Raw genomic sequence first — 24,129 nt, 5'->3', positions numbered from 1 at the left:
ACATTTGTGCTACTAGAATTGATATTTAAAAATTGGTAAAATATTTGTATAGTAACTAAGTAAAATATATCTATTGACGGGAGATGATATCTTGAAAAATCTAGTTAATACAGATTGGCTTTACGAAAATATTGATAATGAGGACCTAATACTAGTAGACTGTAGATTTGATCTTCAACTAGCAGAGTATGGAAAAGAAAGCTATGAAAAAGGACATATAAAAGGTGCGTTCTTTATGGATGTAAACACTGACTTATCATCAGAAAAAAAAGAACATGGTGGAAGACATCCTCTTCCTGATATTAATGTATTCAAAGAAACAGTAGAATCTATAGGAATAAATAACAATAGCATTGTAGTAGCGTATGATGATGGGGATTTAGCAGGAGCTTCTAGATTATGGTGGTTACTTAAATATATAGGGCATGAAAAAGTATACGTATTAAATGGTGGAATAAACAAATGGATAAATGATGGTTATGATCTTGTAAAAGATCTACCTGGTAAAAGTAAATCAACTTATACAATAAATCTACAAAATAACATACTTTGTGATGCCAATGAGGTTAAATTAAATATAAATAAACCTACTTCAATCATAATTGATTCTAGATCACCTGAAAGGTATACGGGAGAATTTGAACCTGTTGATAAAGTAGGAGGACATATTCCGTCAGCTAAAAACTTCTTTTGGCAAGATGTTCTTGATAAAAATAGTCAAATTAAAGATAAATCAACATTAGAGAACATATTTGCACCTGTAAAAAATTATAAGGAAGTTATAGTATATTGTGGATCAGGAATTACTGGATGTGTAAACTTTTTAGCTCTTGAAGAAATAAACATACATCCAAAACTTTATGCTGGTAGTTGGAGCGACTGGATTAGTTACGAAGAAAACGAAATAGCTAAAGGGAATTAAGCTCTAAAATATTATGCATATAGCTATAATCTTTTGGTTAATACTAACTAAAAGGGGTGGTTATATGAAAAAATATAAAAGACAAGAAAGTTATCAACCAATAGAAAATCATGAAACTGCAGCTTGGGCAGATATTGATAAAACTATGCCTGAGTCAAAAGTACCAATTCCAAGTCAAAGAGCAGTTGTCGAGGCTAAAGAATGGGTAGAAGACGAAAATCAAAAATAATAAAACAAAAGAGAAAGTTATGTAACTTTCTCTTTTGTTTTATTCAAATATAATTGCTACTTTCTCAGTAGGATTGAAATATAATCTTACAAATTCATTTTTTCTTACTTTGCTCTCATCAAAACCGCTTTTTATAGTTAACTTAATTGGTAATTTACCGTTTTTCAAAAGAAGTTCATACAAGTTTCCTTTTTGTTGAACGTGTATAACTTTTCCTTCATAATATTTCAGTTCCTGAAGCTTGTCTCTATATTTTTTTAGGTAAATAAATCCAAACCCTACAACTCCAAGTGCTAACACAGTAGTTAATATACCATTAAGTTTCAGTGCTGCCCCTAATACAAAAACAATTATTAATAAAGCAAAAGGTAAGATGGCTTTTTTAAGTATAAGCATTCCAAATATCTTAGCAGCTTTTTTCTGCGTTTCATCCATGTTTTTTATATCTACTTTTTTGATTTGTTCTTTTATTTCTTTTTTCATAATCAACATCTCCTAATATAATTATTTAAGTTATATTTATATTATTAACAGTATTGCTATTAATATAATATCACATTTGCTACCCTCCTTTGAAACTTTAATTGTTCTATTTATAAAACACGATATAACTATACTATGATACATATCAGTATAATTATAACAATATAATTAAGCTTTATTAAACATTTTACCATCTATTTACTAGAAAATAAACTATAATTATGTATGCTGTAAGAAATAATATTTTTCAATATGAATATTTAAGGAAAATTTGAGTAAATTATATATAAAATGTTTGACATGAATCTTATGAAGATATTATAATATCTATTATAAAAATTCAATATTAAAAATACTATGAAGAGAAGAGTAGGTATAGTATGAAGTCATAGCGAGTCGGCGATGGTGGAAGGTCGATACGAATTCTATATTGAAGAACATCTCGGAGTTTCTAACCGAAATCCTAATAGGAGAGTAGACTTAGACGGAGTTACACCGTTATATCAAGTAAACAGTATAGATTTTCTGTACTGATGATGAGTTGGTCAGTTTTTGACAACTAGGGTGGTACCGCGAAATTTTAGCCTTTCGTCCCTTGAATTAGGGATGATGGGCTTTTTTTATTAATAAAAAATATATTTTAGGAGGTTAAAAAAATGAAAACTGTATTAGTAAAAGAGCTTTTCAGAAACTCGGATTCCCATACTAACAAAAGTATAAAAGTTTCTGGTTGGATAAGAACATCAAGGGTATCAAAAACGTTTGGTTTTATAGAGCTTAACGATGGAAGCTTTTTCAAAAACGTACAAATAGTATTTGATGAGAGTTTAGATAATTTTAAGGAAATATCTAAACTACCTATAAGTTCAGCTATAGTTGTTGAAGGTAAATTAGAAGAAACTCCTAATTCAAAACAACCATTTGAGATTAAAGCTGAAAATATAAGTATAGAGGCTCTTTCAAGTTCAGAGTATCCTTTACAAAAGAAAAGACACTCTTTAGAATTCTTGAGAAGTATAGCACATTTAAGACCTAGAAGTAACACTTTTTCAGCAGTATTTAGAGTACGTTCTTTAGTTGCATACGCTATACATAAGTTTTTTCAAGAAAGAGGATTTGTGTACACTCATACTCCGATAATAACTGGAAGTGACTGTGAAGGTGCAGGTCAAATGTTTAGAGTAACTACACTAGATATGAAAAATATTCCACTTAACAATGATAAAGATATAGATTTTTCTAGAGACTTTTTTGGAAAAGAAACAAATCTAACTGTTAGTGGGCAACTAGAGGCTGAAGCATATGCGTTAGCTTTTAGAAATGTTTATACATTCGGACCTACTTTTAGAGCTGAAAATTCTAACACTGCAAGACATGCTTCAGAGTTTTGGATGATTGAGCCTGAAATAGCTTTTGCTGATCTTAGTGACAACATGGAGCTTGCAGAAGACATGCTAAAGTATATAATACAATATGTTTTAGATAACGCACCGGAAGAAATGGAATTCTTTAATAATTTCATAGATAATACACTTTTAGATAGACTGCACAATATTTTAAACTCAGAATTTGCTAAAGTTTCTTATACAGAAGCAGTACAAATGCTAATCGATTCAAACGAAAATTTTGAATACCCTGTTGAATGGGGATGTGATCTTCAAACTGAACACGAAAGATATCTAACAGAGAAAATATTTAAAAAACCTGTATTTGTTACTAATTATCCAAAGGATATTAAAGCCTTCTATATGAGATTAAATGACGATAATAAAACTGTTGCAGCTATGGATTTATTAGTTCCTGGAGTAGGAGAGATAATTGGCGGAAGTCAAAGGGAAGAAAGACTTGATATCTTAGAAAAGAGAATGGAAGAAATGAATTTAAATAAAGATGACTATTGGTGGTATCTTGAGTTAAGAAAATATGGTGGTGTAAAACATGCTGGTTATGGACTTGGATTTGAAAGAGCTATAATGTACATTACCGGAATAAGTAATATAAGAGATGTAATACCTTTCCCAAGAACTCCAAAGTCAGCAGAATTCTAAGACTCTAAAATCCTCTATGTTATAGTAGAGGATTTTTTTATATTACAAATATCAACATAAAAATTTTTTATACTTTTTATAAGCTTTTTGAATAGTTGCAACTTCAAAATAAGTGCTATAATCTTATTAATATCTTCGGAATTATAAGAATGGGGGAGTGTATCTTGAAAAAAACTAATCATGAACTTATACTTGAAGCAAAGTCACTAGCTGAAAATTACTATAGAAGTGGAAAATATCTATGTTCTGAAGCTATTCTTGCTGCTATAAATGAAGTATTAGAATGTGGTCTTCCAAAAGACTATATAAGTCTTGTGTCTGGTTTCCCAGTTGGAATGGGTGGGTCTGGATGTAGTTGTGGAGCATTGACGGGTGCTCAAGCTGCTATAGGACTTGTTCACGGAAGAAAAAAAGCTGGAGCTAGCAACTCTAAAGTGATGAAGTTATCACAAGAACTTCATGACGAATTTAAGAAAAAATATAAAAGTGCGTGTTGTAGAGTTCTTATAAAAGATTATAAATTTGGATCTAAAGAACATAAAGAAAGGTGTACTAATGTTACAGCCGATACATGTGAAATAGCTATGACAATAATACTAAATAACCAAGGGATAGTATCGAAAATGCTAAATTTAGCAAAGAAATAGATTAAGTCTGACGACTTAATCTACTTCTTTTATATTATCTTTATTATTTAAGTATGGATGTTTTCCTCTAGCTAAAAAGGTTGTATGAAGATATTTATGTGAAACATCTGATAGTGGTTTTCCTAAGAATTCTTCATATATTTGATGTATTCTTGGGTTCTCATGAGAACGCCTTATAGACTTACCTTTATCGATATTATAAAGTGCATCAGCACGGTTATGTCTATAGTCAAGTGAAATATGCTTATGATCTCTTCCTCCTAATATAGGTTGACCTCCACCACCAACACAACCACCTGGACAGGCCATAACTTCCATATAATCAAATTTTTTCTCTCCACTTTTAAACATATCTAGAGCCTTTTTGGCATTTCCAGTACCGTGAGCTATTGCTATAGTTATAGTTTTATCTCCTAAACTTACTTCTCCATATTTTAGTCCACTTTGACCTCTTGCTTGTTCGTAATCTGGAACAGCCATTTCTTCATCTGTTACTAGTTTATGTGCTGTACGAACTGCTGCTTCAAGCACCCCACCTGTAGCTCCAAATATCATACCTGCTCCACTAAATTGGTCAAATGGCTCATCATAATTTTCATCAGGTAAATTCTTGAAATCTAATCCTACTTGTCTAATCATTCTACCAAGTTCTCTTGTTGTTAGTACATAATCAACATTTCTATATCCATCAGAAGTCATTTCAGGTCTAGCAGCTTCATATTTTTTAGCTGTACATGGCATTATAGCTACATTTATTATCTTCGACGGGTCGATATTGTATTTTTTAGCATACCATGTTTTAGTTAATGCACCACACATTTCGTGAGGAGATTTTGTAGTAGATAGATTTGGAAGAAACTCTGGATAAAAATGCTCAGCAAACTTAACCCAACCTGGACAACAAGAAGATAGCAAAGGAAGCTTTTCTGGAGTATGGAATAGTCTTTCAATAAGTTCACTACCTTCTTCCATTATTGTTAAATCAGCTGTTACATCTGTAGCAAAAACTTTATCAAATCCTATTCTCTTAAGAGCAGAAACTAATTTCCCAGAAACAAAAGAACCCTTAGGCATATCGAAAATTTCACCTATTGTAACTTGGATAGAAGGAGCTGTTTGAGCTACTACAACCTTATCTGGGTCAGACAAAACCTTCCAAACATTATCGATATCTTCTTTTTCACTTAAAGAAGCTGTTGGGCAGGCTAATATACATTGACCACACATTATACATGTTACATCATTCATATCTTTTTGGAATGCAGGTGCTATGACTGTATCAAGTCCTCTATTTATACCAGAGTATACATTACACTCTTGGATCTTACTACATATAGCCATACAACGACGACAGTTTATACATTTATTATAGTCTCTTTGAATTGCTGGATTATTATCATGGAAACCATAATCTTTCATTTCTCCGGTGTAAGGTATATTTCTAATTCCCAGATTGTCTGCTAAATTTTGTAGTTCACAATTTAAATTTCTCACACATGTTAAACATTCTCTATGGTGGTTTGATAAAAGCAATGTTACAGCAGTTTTTCTTGAGTTTAGAACTCTCTTGGTGTTGGTTCTAATTTTTAAACCTTCTCTGACAGGATACACACATGAAGCCTGGAGGTTTCTCATGCCTTCTACTTCAACCATACAAACCCTACAAGCTCCAATTTCATTTATATCTTTTAAATAACATAGACTTGGAATGTCTATGTTAACTCTTCTAGCAGCCTCTAGTATAGTAAGTCCTTTGGGTACTTGATAATCTCTATCATCAATATTTATGCTAACTAATTCTTCACATACCTTTTCCTCTGTATTTTCTCTAATATTTTCCACTTTTATCACCACCTTTATCTTTTATATATTGCGTCAACAGGACATTTAGGGATACAAGCACCACACTTAATACAAACATCTTGTTTTATGTGGAAAGGAGGCTTTCTATTTTCGCCTTCAATAGCATTTACAGGGCATACTCTTGCACAAATACCACATGCTACACATTTTTCATCGCAAATAACTATCCTTAAAAGGTCATTACAAACTCCTGCAGGACATGTTTTATCCTTGATATGAGAAATGTATTCATCTTTAAAGTATTTTATAGTACTTAAAATAGGATTAGGAGCAGTCTGACCAAGTCCACATAAAGAAGAGTCTTTTATATTGTAAGATAAATCTTCAAGGATATCGAGATCTTCCATCTCTCCATTTCCTTTACTTATCTTTTCTAAAATCTCTAGAAGTCTTTTTGTACCAACTCTGCATGGAACACACTTTCCACACGATTCTTCTTGAGCGAACTCAAGGTAAAAACGTGCTATGTCAACCATACAGTCACTTTCGTCCATAACAATAAGACCACCAGATCCCATCATAGATCCTATATCAGTTAGAGATTTAAAGTCTATTTTTGTACTTAATAATTCAGAAGGTATGCATCCACCTGAAGGACCACCACTTTGAACCGCCTTAAATTTCTTATTGTCGTGAATTCCTCCACCAATGTCATAAATGATAGTGTCTAAAGTTGTACCCATAGGTACCTCTATTAAACCTGTATTATTTATTTGACCCGCTAGAGCAAATACTTTAGTTCCCTTACTATCTTCTGTTCCTATACTCGAATACCAATTTGCTCCCTTTAATAATATTATTGGAATATTTGCATATGTTTCAACATTGTTATTTAATGTAGGTTTTTCCCACAGTCCTACTTCAGCAGGGAATGGCGGCCTTGGTCTTGGTTCTCCTCTTAGTCCCATTACAGATTGAATAAGAGCTGTTTCCTCACCACATACAAATGCACCTGCACCAAGTCTTATATCTAAATCAAAATCAAATGATGAACCTAATATGTTTTTTCCTAGTAATCCTACTTTTCTAGCTTGCTCTATAGCTATTTCTAATCTTTCTACAGCGATAGGATACTCAGCTCTTACATATACATATCCTGTATTTGCACCAATACAATATCCAGCTATAGCCATAGCTTCAATAACACTATGAGGATCTCCTTCTAAAATAGAACGATCCATGAAAGCTCCTGGATCTCCTTCATCAGCATTACACAAAACATATTTTTGATTATTTTTGTACTTTGTAGCATATTCCCATTTTAACCCTGTTGGAAAACCACCGCCACCACGCCCACGAAGTCCCGATTCCTTAATCTGCTCTATAATATCTATAGGAGATGTATTATTTTCTAAAATATTAGCTAAGGCCATATATCCATCCATAGCTATGTATTCACTTATATCCTCTGGATTTATAACACCACAATTTCTAAGTGCTATACGCATTTGATTGTTGAAAAAATCCAACTCATCTATTGTCTTTTGAATTTCATCCTTTATTGGAGATTTATAAAGCAATCTTTCAACAACTATTCCTTTTTCTAAATGACTTTCAATAATCTCATCAATATCATTAACATCTACTTTTGTATAAAAAGTCCTATCTGGGTGGACCACTATAATTGGACCTAGTTTACAAAATCCAAAGCAACCAGTTTTGAAAATTTTCACTTTATCAGATAATTGTCGCTTTGTGATTTCACTTTCAAGTTTATCTCTGACTAAATTACTCTTTGATGAATGACATCCAGTTCCAGCACAGACAAGAATATGATATTTATCAATTTCACTTTCCACGCCATTTTCTTTCAGACGTAATTTTATATTATTGTATGAACTTTCTCTAACTTTTTTTAAGTCAGATAAAGATTTGATAGGGATTAAATCCAATAGCTTCACCTCCTAATTATTCAATTGAGATTCCTTGTTTGTTTTTATATATTGATATAAGATACCTGGTACATCAGCTGGAGAGAGTCTACCATGTACATCCTCATTTATAGTTATTACTGGTGCAAGTCCACAGGCACCAATGCACCTTGTCGCTTTTAATGTGAATAGCTGATCCATGGTGGTTTGACCTACATCTATTTGGAGTTCCTCTTTTATTGTGTCTAGAACATCCTGAGCACCCTTGACATAACAAGCTGTTCCCATACAAACTCCAATAGTGTATTTCCCTTGAGGTTCTTGAGAAAATAAGGAATAGAAACTTACAACCCCATTTATGGTTGAAATTGGTATGTTCAAACTTTCAGATATATATGCTTGTACTTTCATAGGCAAGTACCCAAAAATTTCTTGTGATTTTTGCAAAATACGAATAAGCATACCTTCTTCATCTTTATATTTATTGATAATCTCATCTAGCTTTTTTAGTTGCTCTGCTTCCTTTTCTTCAAAACGAATATCCATAAATAAAATTCACCTCACTTTTCTTTGACTAATATACTTCTTATCATGAGTATTATTTACCAGTATAAATATCATTATTCACTATAAATCGTGTCATTGATACTTTTCAAAAAAACAATGAGCAATAGCTATTAATAGCTATTGCTCATTGTTTTAACTAGGATGATTTATTCTTTATCAAAGACACTTAAAAATTCTTCTTTTATGTATTCTTCCTCATACTCTAAACACTCTTCATTAGCTTGTGCTTCTTCACATCTACAAGGATTATCGTCTTCAAATTTAATATCTAAACATCTAATATTTACATCATTAAACCATACTTTTATAATATAATGGTTATCTGGGCAAAGTGGACCAAATAAAAATTGACCATGTTCATCTGTAAATGCATGTGTAATTGGAATCAATTTTTTATTACACCCAACTTCAAACAACTTTACAACTGCATCTTCTACAACTTTCCCTTTATAATCTTTAACTATTCCATGAATAACACTTCTACGTTCTTTAGGTACTTTCACAACTACTTCTAACTGCTCATTTTCTCTTGGTTTAAAATCGAATTTAACTAATTTAGCTCCCATACATAATACCCCCTTATATTCTAAACTTAAAATAATTTTATTAATTGAATACCTATAATATGTTTAGTTTTTCATGATGAATTAGATAGATTTATAAAAGAATTTGATAAAAGAGAGTACACGTGGAGAAAATATAAAAACATACATCAAAGGAGTAGATAACATATTATAGACATGTTACAAACTTAAAGGTATAATCAAAATACTTAACAAAGACATAATAAATTAGTAGGTGATAATTATGAAAGCAAATAAGTATATGCCTATATCTAAGGATGATATGAAGGATAGAGGATGGAATGAGTTAGATTTTATAATAGTAACAGGTGATGCATATGTTGACCATCCGAGTTTCGGAGCCGCTATTATATCTAGAGTTCTAGAGCATGAAGGTTATAAAGTTGGGATAATAGCACAACCAAACTGGAGAAATATAGACGATTTTACTAAGCTAGGACGTCCTAGATTAGCATTTTTAGTAACATCAGGAAACATGGATTCGATGGTAAATCATTATACTGTTAGCAAAAAACTTAGAGAAAAAGACTACTACTCCCCTGGCGGTAAAATGGGACTAAGACCCGATAGAGCTACTATAGTATATTGCAACATGCTAAGACAAGCATACAAAAATATCCCTATAATAATAGGTGGTATAGAAGCTAGTCTTAGAAGATTTGCTCACTATGACTATTGGAGTAATAAAGTAAGAAAATCTATTCTAATAGATAGCAGTGCTGATTTATTGGTATATGGAATGGGCGAGAAACAGATAGTAGATATAGCTAATAATTTAAATGATGGATTAGAGGTGCAGTATATAAGACATATACCTGGTACATGTTATATTGTCGATACGCTTGAGAATGTATATGACTACGTAGAAGTTCCTAGTTACAAGGAAGTAAGTGAGAATAAGAATAAGTACGCTGATGCTTTCAAAGTTCAATACGAGGAGCAAGATCCTATTAGAGGAAGAACTATTGTTCAAAGACATAGTGATAAGTATTTAGTTCAGAACAAGCCTATGATGCCTTTGAACAGAGAAGAGCTAGACGCTATTTACTCTCTGCCTTATCAAAGAAACTACCACCCTATATACAAAGAGTTTGGTGGAATACCTGCAATTGAAGAAGTTAAATTTAGTATTATAAGTTCAAGAGGATGCTTTGGAAACTGTTCTTTTTGTGCTTTATCTTTTCATCAGGGTAGAATAGTTCAAAGTAGAAGTCATAACTCTATATTAAACGAGGCTATAACTATTACTAAAGATGAAGATTTTAAAGGATATATACACGATGTAGGAGGACCTACAGCTAATTTTAGGGATGCAGCATGTGAAAAACAACTTAAAAAAGGTGCATGTAGAGAAAGACAGTGCTTATTTCCTAATCCATGTAAAAAAATGAATGTAGATCACAAAGAATATATATCATTACTTAGAAAACTAAGAAATATTCCAAATGTAAAAAAAGTATTTATAAGATCTGGAATAAGATATGACTACGTAGTAGCTGATAAAAATTATGAATTTCTTGAAGAGCTATCTAAACACCATGTGAGTGGGCAGTTAAAAGTTGCTCCAGAGCACGTATCCTCAGAAGTACTAGCATTAATGGGCAAACCAGGGCGAGAAGTTTTCGATAGATTTACGCAAAAATTCTATCAGATAAATGAGAAATTAGGTAAAAAACAATATATTATACCATATCTTATGTCTAGCCATCCTGGAAGTACTTTAGAGTCTGCAATTGAACTTGCAGAATACTTAAGAGACATACGATATCAACCTGAGCAAGTTCAAGATTTTTATCCAACTCCAGGCACGCTATCAACAACTATGTTTTATACTAATTTAGACCCACGAACAATGAAGAAAGTATATGTGCCTAGAGATAAAACTGAAAAAGCTATGCAAAGAGCCTTGCTTCAATATAGAAATCCTAAGAATTATGATTTAGTATATGCTGCACTAGTGAAAGCTAATAGAGAAGATTTGATAGGTTTTGGACCAAAATGTCTTATAAAACCTAGAAGGTCTAAAAACGATAAGAACTATCAAGGTAATGTTGAGCATCAAATTAAGATGAGGAAAACTGACAAGAAGAAAAATAATACAAGAGAAAAATCTAAGAAAACAAGAATGAAATCTAAGAAAAAATAAAAGATATGCACACTAAAATCTCTACAAGAACTTGTAGAGATTTTTAAATTCCAAGTTAAATATACATTAAATATTGTATCCCACTTTTACACATAAAAGCATATACTTTTTATATATAAAATTTCAAAGGAGGTAGAGTAAATGACAAGTATTTTACACGAATATGGATGGTTTTTTCTTTTGATAATAGTTATAGTTGGATATATGGTATATATATATAAGAGATTCGGTGAGAAAGTTGCTATAAAAGAAGCTAGAGAACTGGCTTATAAACTTATGCTAATTGCAGAAAAAAACTTTGTAAATGGAGATGAAAAATTTGCCTGGGTTGTTAGAAAATTTTATAATATGATTCCAGAATATACAAAGTCATTATTTACAGAAAAGGAAATTGAAAGCTTTGTACAAAACTCCTATGATGAAATTAAAGATATATTAGATGACGGAAAAAAGAATAATTCAGTATGATTTTAGTTTTTAAGAGAAAATTCGAGAAAATAATGGTAAAATAAAAGGGAAACTTTCTAAAGTTTCTCTTTTATTTTATGTAATCTCAAAAGGGGTATAAAAATGAAGAACGGAACAGAAGTTATTTTAAAACAGGTATCAAAACTATATACAGATATATTTAATATTATAAATAAAGAATTTGAACGTAATTATAATGCAAATATTCAGTTTAAAAATTTGATGCATAGTTATTCTCTAAAGCATGAATTAAATTTACCAATAGATAAATTCAAAGAAGAATTCTGTAAAAAATCTTCATTTGTTCTTATAAGTAAATTGATATTTCTAAATATATGTACTAGAAAATTATTAATTAAGTCAATAAATGAATGGCCTAATTTAATAAATGAGTTTAGATTTGATGAGTTATTTGATTTTATATTCTCAAATAAAAATAGTCTACAATCTAGACTCTTTAATGATATAAGGATATATGAAAGTTTACATTTAGATAATAGACAACTTAATGTTATAATAGATAAATTTCATTCTCTTAATTATGATATAGATCCAGGTTTGCTTGGAAAGCTATATGAACAGTTAATAGATATAGATACAAAAAAATCTTTAGGATCTTTTTACACTCCTATTTTTATAGTTGATTATATGCTTGAAAATACCGTAGATGAAGTAAATATCCTAAAAAGCCCATTTGTAAAAGTACTAGACCCATCTTGTGGGTGTGGATACTTTTTAGATAAAGCGTACGATTTATTAATGCAGAAATTTAAACGCAACATTGTTAGTTTAAACTCTATGTATTATAACCATGAATATACTATATCATCAAATGGAATAACTCAAATAGTTAAAGGAAAAGATTACTGGGTAACTAAAAATATTCATTTTCATATATTAAAGCATTGCATATACGGTGCAGATATAGACAGTTTTTCTACATATATAACTAAGTTTGTATTATTACTTAAAGATATAGAAAGCTTCTCATATGAATTAAATGTTATTAATTGTGATAGTTTAATTAGATATGAGAATTTATCTAATTTAGATAAAGAAAAGATAAATTTTTGGAGCAGAAAATTCGATTATATAATAGGTAATCCACCATACATAGGAACTAAGAATCTAAATAAAGATTATAAGAAATATTTATTGAATAACTATTCTGATGTTTTTAAGGACAAGTCTGATTTATCCTACTGCTTTCATCAAAGGGCGTTAGAAAAGGTCAAAGATACAGGTAAGATTTCATTTATTGTTCCTAGATATTTTTTCGAAGGTCCAACAGGTATGAATTTGAGATGTTACCTTAAAAATAATACAGATATAAAACGAATTATAGATTTCTTTGGTATTAAAATATTTAAGAACTTAGGAATATCTACATCTATATTAACTTACACTAGAAAAAAACTTTATGATAACAAAATAGAGGTTTTTAAGGTTAATAACAAAGATATATTTAATAATTATTCACTAGTAAGCAAACTTTCATATAATACATTTTATATAAATCAAAATGACTTAAAGGATGATAGATGGATACTAGCTCACCCATCTAATTTTAAAATATTAAAAAAAATATCTGATTCTTCAAATCTTTCATTAAAGGATATTGCATATAGTTTTCAAGGTATAATCACTGGATATGACAAGGCATTTGTCCTAAGTTCTGAGGATATACATGTTAACAATATTGAAGACACGGTAGTAAAGCCTTGGATAAAAAATAGTAATATAGAAAAATACATACTAAAAAAAAGTGATCTTAAATTGATATATGCAGATTCTATAGACGATCCTAATATGTTTGAAAATAGTATGAGATATATACATAAATACAAGAATAAATTAGAAAACAGAAGAGAATGTAAATTAGGGTCTAGAAAATGGTATCATCTTCAATGGGGAAGAGAAGAAGGCAAGTTTAATAAATATAAGATGGTTTATCCATATAAATCTAAACAAAATAGGTTTGCAATAGATCCAGATGGACACTATTTTAGTGCAGATGTATATTCATTTTATATTAAAGAAGAATATGCCCAGAATATATCTTTAGAATACTTGGTAAGTATCCTAAATTCTTCACTTTACGAGTTTTATTTTAAACAATATGGAAAATATCTTGGGAATGGTTTATATGATTATTATCCTAATTCTGTTATGGATTTAAAAATTATAGTTATAAAAGATAAGGAGGTTGTAGAAAAGAAGGGAAAGGAAATTATAAATCTATGCAGAATACTTGATTCTTCAGATGAGCAGAAAGAGTCGTTATTATATTCTATAACTAAGTTAAGGTCTGAAATTGATGATATTTTATATAATCACATATCCTTAACAAGCAGTGAAATTGAGTTGATAAATGAATTTATTTGTAATTAGTTTTGCTGTGTAACTATCGCGTCTGCGATAATTGCACAGCACTTTATTTTTATTTTCTAGATTCTATACTTCTAGAATAAGCCTCTTTGCTTATCTTGCCCGTAAATTTTCCATCTTTGTAATCAAGTCCTAGCTCATTTGCTGTTTCTATTTTTATTTGATTTAAATTGCTATGTCTGTCTTTTCTTGTATTTCTAGTAGTTTTTTTTCCCATATACAATCCTCCATTTGTTTAATATTTACTTAGTTAATTTTTACTTTTTCTTATGAGAAAGCTTTGATCTTTTAGTTAGCTTTCTTCCATTTTGTCCTAATTTTTCTCCGTGAGCTATACCTATTTCACTGCCATGTTCTGAATACATTTTCCTTAACTCGGCATTTGTCTTTTCTGTGGTTTTTCTTAAATTTTTATTATTATTCAATATAATCACTCCTTTCATTAATTAATTTAACCAATAATGCAAAATATAATATATAAATCTAAATTTTTAAGGTATATACTACTTAACTATTGAAGTTATATTAATAATGATTTATATTAAACTATGTGAAATTACCAATACGTCAAGTCTTTAGGAGGATTATATGTCTAGAATTAAGTTAGTAGCACCATGTTTATTTGGAATTGAGAAGATTTTAGCTAGAGAAATTAAAGAGTTGGGATATGAAATAGAAAAAACAGAAGATGGTAGAGTAAGTTTTATAACTGATGAATATGGAGTTTGCAAGTCAAATATATGGCTTAGGACTGCAGAAAGAGTCATGGTAAAATTAGGAGAATTTGAAGCGAGAACTTTTGAAGAACTATTTCAAAATACTAAAAAGTTAGATTGGGATAAATGGATACCAAAGGATGCAAATTTTCCAGTTGCCAAGGCTTCTTCAGTAAATTCTAAACTTTTTAGTACATCTGATATACAATCTATTGTTAAAAAGGCAGCTGTAGAAAACTTAAAGTCGACTTATAACTTAGATGTATTTCCAGAAACAGGAGATAAATACCCTATAAGTGTATTTATCAATAAGGATAAAGTTACTATTTGCTTAGATACTACTGGAGAAAGTCTTCACAAAAGAGGATATAGAGAAATCTCAAGTAAAGCTCCTATAAGAGAAACAATAGCAGCTGCTTTAGTTTCTTTAACTCCTTGGAAACACGATAGAATATTAATTGATCCTTTCTGTGGATCAGGTACCATATTAATAGAAGCAGCTATGATTGGTATTAATATGGCCCCTGGGCTTAATAGAGAATTTATTAGTGAGAAATGGGAAAGGATTCCTAAAAAGCTTTGGTGGGATGCTAGAAAAGAAGCATATTCATTAATGAGAAATGATGCTCAATTCACTATATATGGATATGATATTGACGAAAGTGTATTAGAAGTGGCAAGACAAAATGCTGAAATAGCAGGAGTTGATGAATATATAAAATTTGAAAAAAAAGACATGAGACAGATACAAAGTAATGATAACTATGGATTTATTATTACAAACCCACCTTATGGAGAAAGACTTGAAGATAAAAAATCAGTAGAAAAGTTATACAGCGATATGGGAAAATCTTTCTCTAAATTGGATACTTGGTCATTTTACATAATAACTTCCCATCCTGAATTTGAAAACTTCTTTGGAAGAAAAGCTGATAGAAAAAGAAAGCTTTATAACGGAATGTTAAGAACAGACTACTATCAATATTTAGGACCTAAACCAAACTCAAGATAAAAAAGTCTTTCACCTGCTTTTATAGAATTTTTTTAGTTTTTCTGGGAAAAATTCTACTATACAAAATAGAAAAGTAGGTGAAATTATGAATGAGGTTCACATAGATAACTCTTTGTCTCATATATATACAGGAGATGTATTCTATAAAGTTCTTAAATCTCAATACACGCAAGAATATAAAGATATAGTAATAGTATGCATAGGAACTGATAGATGTACAGGTGATTCACTAGGTCCTCTTACAGGTTATAAACTCGAAAATAAACTCAAAACCTTTAGAAATACTTATCTTTATGGAACTTTAAATCATCCAGTGCATGCAAAAAACCTAAAAGAAACTTTAGATTTAATACGTAAGACTCACAAGTATCCGTTTATTATTGCTATAGACGCTTGTCTTGGCAATAAAAATAAGATAGGCAATATAAAAATATCTGATGGTCCATTAAAGCCAGGAGCAGGAGTCCATAAAGACCTACCACCTGTAGGAAATATTAATATTTTGGGTATTGTGAATTTATGTGGATTTATGGAACTTATGGTACTTCAAAGCACGAGATTGAGCTTAGTTATGAAAATGTCTGATGTTATAGCAAAGGGAATAGAATTTGGATTATGGAAATTTAATAAAGATATAAATAGTAATCAATTGAAAGAACCTATGCTTATGTAGGTTCTTTTTTAATTTTTAAAATTATATTCAATATTATGTAACACAATTTACTTTACTTACATAAAATACATTGTACAGAAACATTTTGGCGTTATTATTAACCTTAAATTAGATTGGGAGGATGAAAAATGGGTCTACTAAAACTTAGAACAGGATTATTTAGAAAGCGTAAGTCTAAATCTAAAAATCAAGCTGAAGTTAAAAATGATTCTAAAACTACTTCACAAGTATCAAAGAAGAAAAAAAATAAACCTAGTGACAATATAAGAGATATAGAAGAAAACTTAGAATGTGATGACTTACTAGTAGAGGATCATCAACCTGAAGATAAAAAAGATGTAGAAAAAACCTCTAAATCTATGAAAAAGAAAAAATACAGAGATTCTAAGGAAGATTCAACAAATTCTACAGAAGAAAGCTCAGAATCTATAGAAGAATAAAATATATCAATAAAATAAAGCTAAAGATTCTTTAGCTTTATTTTATTGTTTAAACATTTTTATTTTAAGTTATATCTACACTTTTAGATAACAATTTGATATAATATAGGATAAACTGCTTAAACTATATACTAATATATACATTGCATTATGGAAGGAGTTCAATCATGGGCGAAAGAAAAAATGTATCTGTATCTCAAGAAGATATTCAGAAACAAGAAAATTTAGTTAACCATATATATAAATTAAATCGAGGTAAAACTTTAAAATATATTATAAAAACATACGGCTGTCAAATGAATGAACATGATTCGGAAAAACTATCTGGAATGTTACTAAGAATGGGATATAATGAAGCACAAACACTAGAAGAAAGTGATATCATAATATATAATACCTGTGCAGTAAGAGAAAATGCTGAACTTAAGGTATACGGAAATCTTGGACATCTTAAACATTTAAAGCAGATAAATCCAGATCTTAAGATAGCTGTATGTGGATGCATGATGCAGCAACCTCACATAGTAGAAGAAATAAAAAACAAATATAAACATGTAGATATGGTATTTGGTACTCATAATCTTCATACATTTCCGCAGCTTCTTTTAGAATCATTTGATTCAGATGTAACGCTAATTGATGTTTGGGATATAGATGGCGAAATTTTAGAAGGTGTGCCTAGCAAAAGAAAATATGAATTAAAAGGTTTTGTAAACGTAATGCAAGGTTGCAACAATTTCTGTACGTACTGTATAGTACCTTATACTCGTGGCAGGGAAAGAAGTAGAGATCCTAAAAATATAATAGAAGAAGTTACAGACTTAGCTAATAATGGTACTAAGGAAATAACATTACTAGGACAGAATGTAAATTCGTATGGAAAAACCTTAGAAAATAATTTTTCATTTGCAGATCTTCTTAGAGAACTTAATAAAATAGAAGGGATAGAAAGAATAAGATTTATGACATCTCACCCTAAAGACTTATCAGACGATCTTATCTATGCAATAAGAGATTGTGAAAAAGTATGTGAGCATGTTCATCTTCCATTACAATCGGGAAGTTCTAGAATTTTAGATATAATGAATAGAAAATATGATAAAGAATATTATTTATCTTTGGTTGATAAAATCAAAAAGGAAATTCCTGATGTAGTATTTACTACAGATATAATAGTTGGTTTTCCTGGTGAAACTGAAGAAGACTTCCTTGATACATTAGATGTTGTTCAAAAAGTGGAGTATGATTCTGCATTTACATTTATATACTCCGTAAGACAAGGAACTCCAGCTGCACAGATGGACAACCAAGTACCAGATGAGGTTAAACAAGAAAGATTCAATAGACTTTTAGACGTATTAAATCCAATAAGTAATAAGATTAATTCAGGGTACAAGGATAAAGTTGTTGAAGTATTAGTCGAAGGAGAAAGTAAAACTAATAAAGATAAGTTAATGGGTAGAACTAGACAAAATAAACTCGTGAACTTTGAGGGAAGCAAAGACCTTATAGGAAAATTAGTTAATGTAAAAATAACAGATCCAAAAACTTTCTCATTAAATGGAATAATTATAGAACAATAAAAAGCACTCACAATTGAGTGCTTTTCTTCTGAAGATTGGGGGAATTAAGTTGAAAAAATTAACACCAATGATGAAACAGTATTTTGAGATAAAAGAAAAGTATAAAGACTGTATTTTGTTCTTCAGGTTAGGAGATTTTTATGAAATGTTTTTCGATGATGCTATTATAGCATCTAGAGTTTTGGAAATCACTTTAACAGGTAGAGAATGTGGATTTGATGAAAAAGCTCCTATGTGTGGTGTTCCATATCATTCATCAAATGCATACATCTCTACACTTATAAGAAATGGATATAAAGTTGCAATTTGTGAGCAAACTGAAGATGCTTCAAAGTCTAAAGGTATAGTCAAAAGAGAAGTAGTTAAAATAATAAGTCCAGGAACTATTATGGATGATAGTATCCTTAACAATAAAGAAAATAACTATTTAATGTCTATTACATTTAACGATACTTCAGCATCCATTTCTTATGTAGATATATCAACTGGAGATCTTTCATGTACTTTCATTGATAGATCTATGTTGTATGAGGAAATAATTAAGGTTAAACCCACTGAAATAATATATAGTTCCCAAACCACAGAAGATAGATTAAAACTAATATGTGATCAGAATAATATTTTCTTGAATGAAAACTCTACTAAATACTACTCTACTGATAGTAGTATACTCTCTAAATATTTTGATGAAAGCTACTTATTAAATGTAGGGATTTTAGACAAAATTGAGATTAAATATAGCTTGATAGGACTTTTAAACTATATTTACAATACTCAAAGACAAGTTGCTTCAAATATCAATAAAATAAATTACTATAATTCATTAGATTATATGTGTTTAGACGTTTTCACGAGAAGAAATTTAGAACTTACAGAAACGCTTAGAAGCAAAGAAAAAAAGGGATCTTTAATTCATGTTCTAGATAAAACAAGTACTGGAATGGGTTCAAGACTTCTCAAAAAATATGTAGACGAGCCATTGATAAATAAAGCTTCTATTCAAGAGAGACTAGACTTAGTAGATGAGTTGGTAAAAGACTATAATTTAAGAGAAGACATTTCATCAGAGCTTAAGAATATCTATGACATAGAAAGATTATGCGGAAAAATTGCATTTGAAAATATAAATCCTAAAGAGATTATAAACTTAAAGAAATCTATAAGCAGGATACCTAAGATTAAACATATAATATCTAACTCTGAGTGTATACATCTAAAAAAACTAAGTGAAAAAATGGATGAACTTAGTGATATTTATAACTTCATAAATGATGCTATCTTAGATGAACCCTCAGTTACCTTAAAGGATGGAAATATAATAAGATCATCTTTTAGTGATGAAGTGAGAGAATTAAGAGATTTATCTAAAAATGGAACTCATTTAATCAAGGAAATTGAATCAAGAGAAAGATTAAAAACAGGCATAAAATCTCTGAAAGTAGGGTTTAATAGGGTATTTGGATATTATATAGAAATAACAAATTCAAACTTAAAGCAATTTGAACTCCCTAGTGAGTATATAAGAAAACAAACACTTAGTAATGCTGAAAGATTTATAACACTAGAGCTTAAAGAAATAGAAGAAAAAATATTAAATGCTGAAGAAAAGATAAAAGAACTAGAATATCAACTTTTCTTAGATATAAGGTCAAGAATATATAAAAACATAAATAGAATTCAACTAGTAGCGAAGGTTATAGCTAAAATAGATGTTTTAATTTCTCTATCACAAGTAGCGTATGAAAATAATTACTGCAAACCTACCTTGAATACAGATGGAAATTTAACTATCATAGATGGTAGACATCCTGTAATAGAAAAATTAATAAACGAAGAAAACTTTGTACCTAATACTACAAATCTAAATACTAGTGATTGCAGTATATGTATAATAACAGGACCAAATATGGCTGGTAAATCAACTTATATGCGACAAGTAGCCCTAATTACACTTTTAGCACATATAGGATCTTTTGTACCAGCAAAAGAAGCCAATATATCAATAGTAGATAGAATATTTACACGTGTTGGGGCTAGTGATGACTTGTCTCAAGGTCAAAGTACATTCATGGTTGAAATGACTGAAGTATCTCATATACTAAAAACAGCTACTAAAAATAGTTTAGTTATTTTAGATGAGGTAGGCAGGGGTACTAGCACGTACGATGGACTTAGTTTAGCATGGTCTATAGTAGAATATATATCCAACAATATCGGATGTAAGACCTTATTTGCTACCCATTACCATGAACTTACAGTTCTTGAGAAGAACTTAAGTGGAGTTAAGAATTATTCTGTAGCAGTAGAAGAAAATGGGGAAGATATAATTTTTCTAAGGAAAATAGTAGAGGGTGGAGCTGATAAAAGCTATGGAATACATGTGGCTAAACTTGCAGATTTACCTGATGAAATAATCAAAAGAGCTAGCGAAATTCTTAATAAACTTGAACAAAGTAATATAAACCATGCTCCACATGATTTTTCAAGTGCAACTATAGAAGCTGCTTTTACTAAAGAATCTGTGGTGAATGAACAAATTAGCTTCTACGATACAAACCCTCTGTTAAAAGAAATAGTATCACTAGATATAGTAAATATGACTCCTATTGAAGCGTTAAATACTCTTTATAAGATTCAAGGTAAAGCTAAATCAATGGAGATGATATAATTTGAATACTACTATAAATTTACTCGATGAATATACAATAAATAAGATAGCTGCTGGAGAAGTTGTTGAAAGGCCATCATCCGTAGTAAAAGAACTTATAGAAAACTCTATAGATGCACATTCTTCAAAAATAACAGTAGAAATAGAAGATGGTGGAAAAAAATTAATACGCATAACAGACAATGGTACAGGTATTAAACCGGATGAGGTGGAAAAAGCATTTTTGAGACATGCTACAAGTAAAATACTTAATGTAGAAGACCTTTATAATTTGAATTCACTGGGTTTTAGAGGAGAAGCTTTGGCTAGTATAGCATCTGTTTCAGAAGTCGAGCTTATAACTAGAACTAAAGAAAATGATTTTGGAATTAAAATATGCCTATCTGGTGGTAAGATTATAAAGAAAGAATCTATAGGCACAAGCATAGGAACTACAATAATTATCAGAAATCTGTTTTTCAATACTCCAGCACGAAAAAAGTTTCTTAAATCCTCTAATGCAGAAACACTAAGTATCACTGATACTGTTAATAAACTTTCTATAGGAAATCCTTCTATACAGTTTAAATATATAAACAATAACAAAGTTATGTTAACTTCTCCTGGAGATGGTAACCTCAAAAGTGCTATCAGAAGTATATATGGTAAACAAGTTTTTGATAATCTAATACAAGTTTCATCTGATATGGGATTTATAAAGATAGACGGGTTTATAGGAAACACATCTATTTATAGGGGTAATAGGTCTATGCAACATGTTTATGTAAATGGAAGATATGTAAAAAGTACTATACTGCTCAACTCTATAAATGATGGATATAAATCTATACTTCCCATAAATAAATATGGAATTTGTTTTTTGAATCTTTACCTAAATCCTGATGTTATAGATGTTAATATTCATCCTACTAAGTTGGAAATAAAATTTGAAAATGAGTTGCAAATATATAATGTCATTAAAAATACAATTAATGATACACTCTTAGGTCAAACACTAATTCCTAAATACGAAAAAACACTTACAGCATCTTATAAAGAAAACTATATAAAAGTAAATGATATAATAAACACTTCCTGCACACACTTAGAAAAAGGAGTTAAACCACTTACTATAGTTTGCGAAGAACAAATTATGGTAAGTGAGGATTTTGCAAAAAATTGTGAAGATAAAAATACTTTTTCAGTTGATTCATCTAATATATACGCCTCAAATAAGAACACTTTTATAGATGCACCTATAGTTAATGAGGATAAAATTATACTACCTGATATATCTATTGTTGGGACAATTTTTAACACATACATTATTGGTCAACATAAGGATTCTATATTTCTAATAGATCAACATGCTGCTCATGAAAGAGTATTGTATGAAACTTATTTAGCTGAATTAACTAATAAATCTCTAACTACTCAAATATTAATAGATCCTATAATACTTGATTTTTGTATTAAAGATATAATTAAAATAAAAGATATATTTTCTATATTTGAAGAGTTTGGTTTTGAAATAGAACTATTCGGGAATAATTCTATTATTATAAGAGGAGTTCCTTATTTATTTGAAGCCCCTGAGTCTGAGAAATTCATTTTAGAAATTCTAGATAATATAGACTATGTAACTAATAACTATGAACTTAAGAAAGATAAGATTGCATCTATGGCTTGTAAATCTGCTATAAAGGCCAAGGATAAAATACACCAAATTGAAATAGATGTTCTAATTAGGAAATTAAGTCAGTGCGAAAACCCTTATACATGTCCACATGGTAGACCAATATTAGTTGAAATGACAAAGTATGAGATTGAAAAAATGTTCAAAAGAATTATTTAGAAAGGAACATGTTTAATGAAGACAACGCCTTTAATCATAATTTGCGGTCCTACAGCTGTTGGTAAGACAAGTATATCCATAAAAATTGCTGAGAAGTTAAGGACAAGCATTGTATCTGCTGATTCTATGCAGATATATAAATATATGGATATAGGCACAGCTAAAATATCCAATGAAGAAATGAATGGAATAAAGCACTACTTGATAGATGAGATTGACCCTATCACCCCGTTTTCTGTATCTGAGTTTCAGTCACTAGCAAAAGAATATATACATCATATATTTACTAGAGGGCATGTACCTTTAGTTGTTGGTGGAACAGGTTTATATATAAATTCACTTATTTATGATATGGATTTTAGTAATACTATTTCTAACGATAATATAAGAAAGCAACTTGAGGAGGAAGCTGTTAAGTATGGACCTAATTTCATTCACGATAAACTCAGAGAAATAGATAATGAATCAGCTGAGAGAATACATCCTAATAACATAAAAAGAGTGATTAGAGCCTTAGAAATTTACACGGAAACTGGAGGAAAAATTGGAGATTTCAGTAATGATATTAAGCCCAATGATGAATACTATCCTATAATAATTGTTTTAAATAGAAACAGAGATGTACTATATGAACGAATCAATAAAAGAGTAGATATAATGATAAATCAAGGCTTAGTTAAAGAGGTTCAAAAGCTTTTATCTATGGGCTATAATGAATCTATGACATCTATGAAAGGCATAGGTTACAAAGAAATAATTAAATATTTAAAGGGTGAGTATTCTCTCGAAGAAGCAATCTATACCATTAAAAGAGACAGTAGAAGATACGCTAAAAGACAATTAACTTGGTTTAAAAGATACGATGACGCTAAATGGTTTAATTTAGATGATTTTGTCAGCGAAGACGATGCAGTCCCACTTATTTTAGAGCATATAGAAGGAAAACTGCAACTGTTGTAGAATAAATATAAGATTAAAGTATATAGG

General features: G+C 30.0%; 21 protein-coding genes and 1 other annotated feature. Of the genes, 14 read left to right on the top strand and 7 right to left on the bottom strand.

Features of this window, described 5'->3' with window-relative positions:
• The first annotated feature begins 91 nt into the window (after positions 1 to 91).
• Together CLOTH_RS02360 and CLOTH_RS02355 are read left to right on the top strand one after the other, a co-directional pair.
• The gene (locus CLOTH_RS02360) at positions 92 to 922 is read left to right on the top strand and encodes a sulfurtransferase (RefSeq protein ID WP_079410840.1); all 831 of its coding nucleotides are present in this window, start codon (positions 92 to 94) and stop codon (positions 920 to 922) included.
• 64 nt (positions 923 to 986) lie between these two features.
• On the top strand, positions 987 to 1,151 hold the full coding sequence (locus CLOTH_RS02355; RefSeq protein ID WP_079410838.1) for a CDIF630_02480 family spore surface protein: 165 nt from the start codon (positions 987 to 989) through the stop codon (positions 1,149 to 1,151).
• A gap of 39 nt (positions 1,152 to 1,190) precedes the next feature.
• Here CLOTH_RS02355 and CLOTH_RS02350 read toward each other — a convergent pair whose 3' ends face one another.
• Entirely contained in the window at positions 1,191 to 1,634 is a 444-nt protein-coding gene (locus tag CLOTH_RS02350; protein WP_079410836.1) for a hypothetical protein, read from the bottom strand.
• A 348-nt stretch (positions 1,635 to 1,982) separates the two neighbouring features.
• Positions 1,983 to 2,233, top strand: a binding site (T-box leader).
• A gap of 57 nt (positions 2,234 to 2,290) precedes the next feature.
• Here CLOTH_RS02350 and asnS point away from each other — a divergent pair.
• Together asnS and CLOTH_RS02340 are read left to right on the top strand one after the other, a co-directional pair.
• Positions 2,291 to 3,682: an asparagine--tRNA ligase gene (asnS, locus tag CLOTH_RS02345; protein WP_079410834.1), complete on the top strand. Its 1,392-nt coding sequence runs from the start codon at positions 2,291 to 2,293 to the stop codon at positions 3,680 to 3,682.
• 164 nt (positions 3,683 to 3,846) lie between these two features.
• The gene (locus CLOTH_RS02340; protein WP_331721966.1) at positions 3,847 to 4,329 is read left to right on the top strand and encodes a C-GCAxxG-C-C family protein; all 483 of its coding nucleotides are present in this window, start codon (positions 3,847 to 3,849) and stop codon (positions 4,327 to 4,329) included.
• Positions 4,330 to 4,344: 15 nt separating this feature from the next.
• On the opposite strand, the gene CLOTH_RS02335 is transcribed toward CLOTH_RS02340, so the two are convergent.
• From CLOTH_RS02335 to CLOTH_RS02320, 4 genes are all read right to left on the bottom strand, one after another.
• Positions 4,345 to 6,171, bottom strand: a complete 1,827-nt coding sequence (locus tag CLOTH_RS02335; protein ID WP_079410830.1) for an NADH-dependent [FeFe] hydrogenase, group A6 — start codon at positions 6,169 to 6,171, stop codon at positions 4,345 to 4,347.
• 14 nt (positions 6,172 to 6,185) lie between these two features.
• On the bottom strand, positions 6,186 to 8,084 hold the full coding sequence (locus tag CLOTH_RS02330; protein ID WP_331721965.1) for an NADH-quinone oxidoreductase subunit NuoF: 1,899 nt from the start codon (positions 8,082 to 8,084) through the stop codon (positions 6,186 to 6,188).
• Between the two features lie 12 nt (positions 8,085 to 8,096).
• Entirely contained in the window at positions 8,097 to 8,609 is a 513-nt protein-coding gene (locus CLOTH_RS02325) for an NADH-quinone oxidoreductase subunit NuoE family protein (RefSeq protein WP_079410828.1), read from the bottom strand.
• A gap of 167 nt (positions 8,610 to 8,776) precedes the next feature.
• On the bottom strand, positions 8,777 to 9,196 hold the full coding sequence (locus CLOTH_RS02320; RefSeq protein ID WP_079410827.1) for a peptidase associated/transthyretin-like domain-containing protein: 420 nt from the start codon (positions 9,194 to 9,196) through the stop codon (positions 8,777 to 8,779).
• Positions 9,197 to 9,437: 241 nt separating this feature from the next.
• Here CLOTH_RS02320 and CLOTH_RS02315 point away from each other — a divergent pair, with 241 nt between their 5' ends.
• From CLOTH_RS02315 to CLOTH_RS02305, 3 genes are all read left to right on the top strand, one after another.
• Complete coding sequence (locus tag CLOTH_RS02315) at positions 9,438 to 11,360, top strand: YgiQ family radical SAM protein (protein WP_079410825.1); 1,923 nt, start codon at positions 9,438 to 9,440, stop codon at positions 11,358 to 11,360.
• A 141-nt stretch (positions 11,361 to 11,501) separates the two neighbouring features.
• Positions 11,502 to 11,828 carry a hypothetical protein gene (locus CLOTH_RS02310; protein ID WP_079410823.1) on the top strand — a complete coding sequence of 109 codons (327 nt, stop codon included), beginning with the start codon at positions 11,502 to 11,504 and terminating at the stop codon, positions 11,826 to 11,828.
• Positions 11,829 to 11,930: 102 nt separating this feature from the next.
• Complete coding sequence (locus CLOTH_RS02305; protein WP_079410822.1) at positions 11,931 to 14,219, top strand: Eco57I restriction-modification methylase domain-containing protein; 2,289 nt, start codon at positions 11,931 to 11,933, stop codon at positions 14,217 to 14,219.
• A 49-nt stretch (positions 14,220 to 14,268) separates the two neighbouring features.
• Here the strand turns inward: CLOTH_RS02305 and CLOTH_RS10550 are convergent, their stop codons facing one another.
• Positions 14,269 to 14,433 carry a hypothetical protein gene (locus tag CLOTH_RS10550; protein WP_158080445.1) on the bottom strand — a complete coding sequence of 55 codons (165 nt, stop codon included), beginning with the start codon at positions 14,431 to 14,433 and terminating at the stop codon, positions 14,269 to 14,271.
• A 40-nt stretch (positions 14,434 to 14,473) separates the two neighbouring features.
• Positions 14,474 to 14,641 (bottom strand): hypothetical protein, encoded by a 168-nt coding sequence (locus tag CLOTH_RS10685; protein WP_169835112.1) that lies wholly within the window; start codon positions 14,639 to 14,641, stop codon positions 14,474 to 14,476.
• Positions 14,642 to 14,804: 163 nt separating this feature from the next.
• Here CLOTH_RS10685 and CLOTH_RS02300 point away from each other — a divergent pair, with 163 nt between their 5' ends.
• The 7 genes from CLOTH_RS02300 (at position 14,805) to miaA (ending at position 24,102) form a co-directional block, all read left to right on the top strand.
• Positions 14,805 to 15,944, top strand: a complete 1,140-nt coding sequence (locus tag CLOTH_RS02300) for a THUMP domain-containing class I SAM-dependent RNA methyltransferase (RefSeq protein WP_079410820.1) — start codon at positions 14,805 to 14,807, stop codon at positions 15,942 to 15,944.
• A gap of 85 nt (positions 15,945 to 16,029) precedes the next feature.
• A complete protein-coding gene (gene yyaC / locus CLOTH_RS02295) occupies positions 16,030 to 16,617 on the top strand; it encodes a spore protease YyaC (RefSeq protein WP_079410818.1) in 588 nt (195 codons plus the stop codon).
• Between the two features lie 128 nt (positions 16,618 to 16,745).
• A complete protein-coding gene (locus CLOTH_RS02290; RefSeq protein ID WP_079410816.1) occupies positions 16,746 to 17,057 on the top strand; it encodes a hypothetical protein in 312 nt (103 codons plus the stop codon).
• 167 nt (positions 17,058 to 17,224) lie between these two features.
• Positions 17,225 to 18,640: a tRNA (N6-isopentenyl adenosine(37)-C2)-methylthiotransferase MiaB gene (gene miaB, locus CLOTH_RS02285; protein ID WP_079410814.1), complete on the top strand. Its 1,416-nt coding sequence runs from the start codon at positions 17,225 to 17,227 to the stop codon at positions 18,638 to 18,640.
• A 67-nt stretch (positions 18,641 to 18,707) separates the two neighbouring features.
• Entirely contained in the window at positions 18,708 to 21,308 is a 2,601-nt protein-coding gene (mutS, locus tag CLOTH_RS02280; RefSeq protein ID WP_079411086.1) for a DNA mismatch repair protein MutS, read from the top strand.
• A gap of 1 nt (position 21,309) precedes the next feature.
• On the top strand, positions 21,310 to 23,142 hold the full coding sequence (gene mutL / locus CLOTH_RS02275; RefSeq protein WP_079410812.1) for a DNA mismatch repair endonuclease MutL: 1,833 nt from the start codon (positions 21,310 to 21,312) through the stop codon (positions 23,140 to 23,142).
• Between the two features lie 15 nt (positions 23,143 to 23,157).
• The gene (gene miaA, locus CLOTH_RS02270; RefSeq protein ID WP_079410811.1) at positions 23,158 to 24,102 is read left to right on the top strand and encodes a tRNA (adenosine(37)-N6)-dimethylallyltransferase MiaA; all 945 of its coding nucleotides are present in this window, start codon (positions 23,158 to 23,160) and stop codon (positions 24,100 to 24,102) included.
• The last annotated feature ends 27 nt before the right edge of the window (positions 24,103 to 24,129 follow it).

The sequence above is a fragment of the Alkalithermobacter paradoxus genome (assembly GCA_002029295.1).
Taxonomy (GTDB): Bacteria; Bacillota; Clostridia; order Peptostreptococcales; family Peptostreptococcaceae; genus Alkalithermobacter; species Alkalithermobacter paradoxus.
This window is presented reverse-complemented; position numbering and strand designations above follow the sequence as displayed.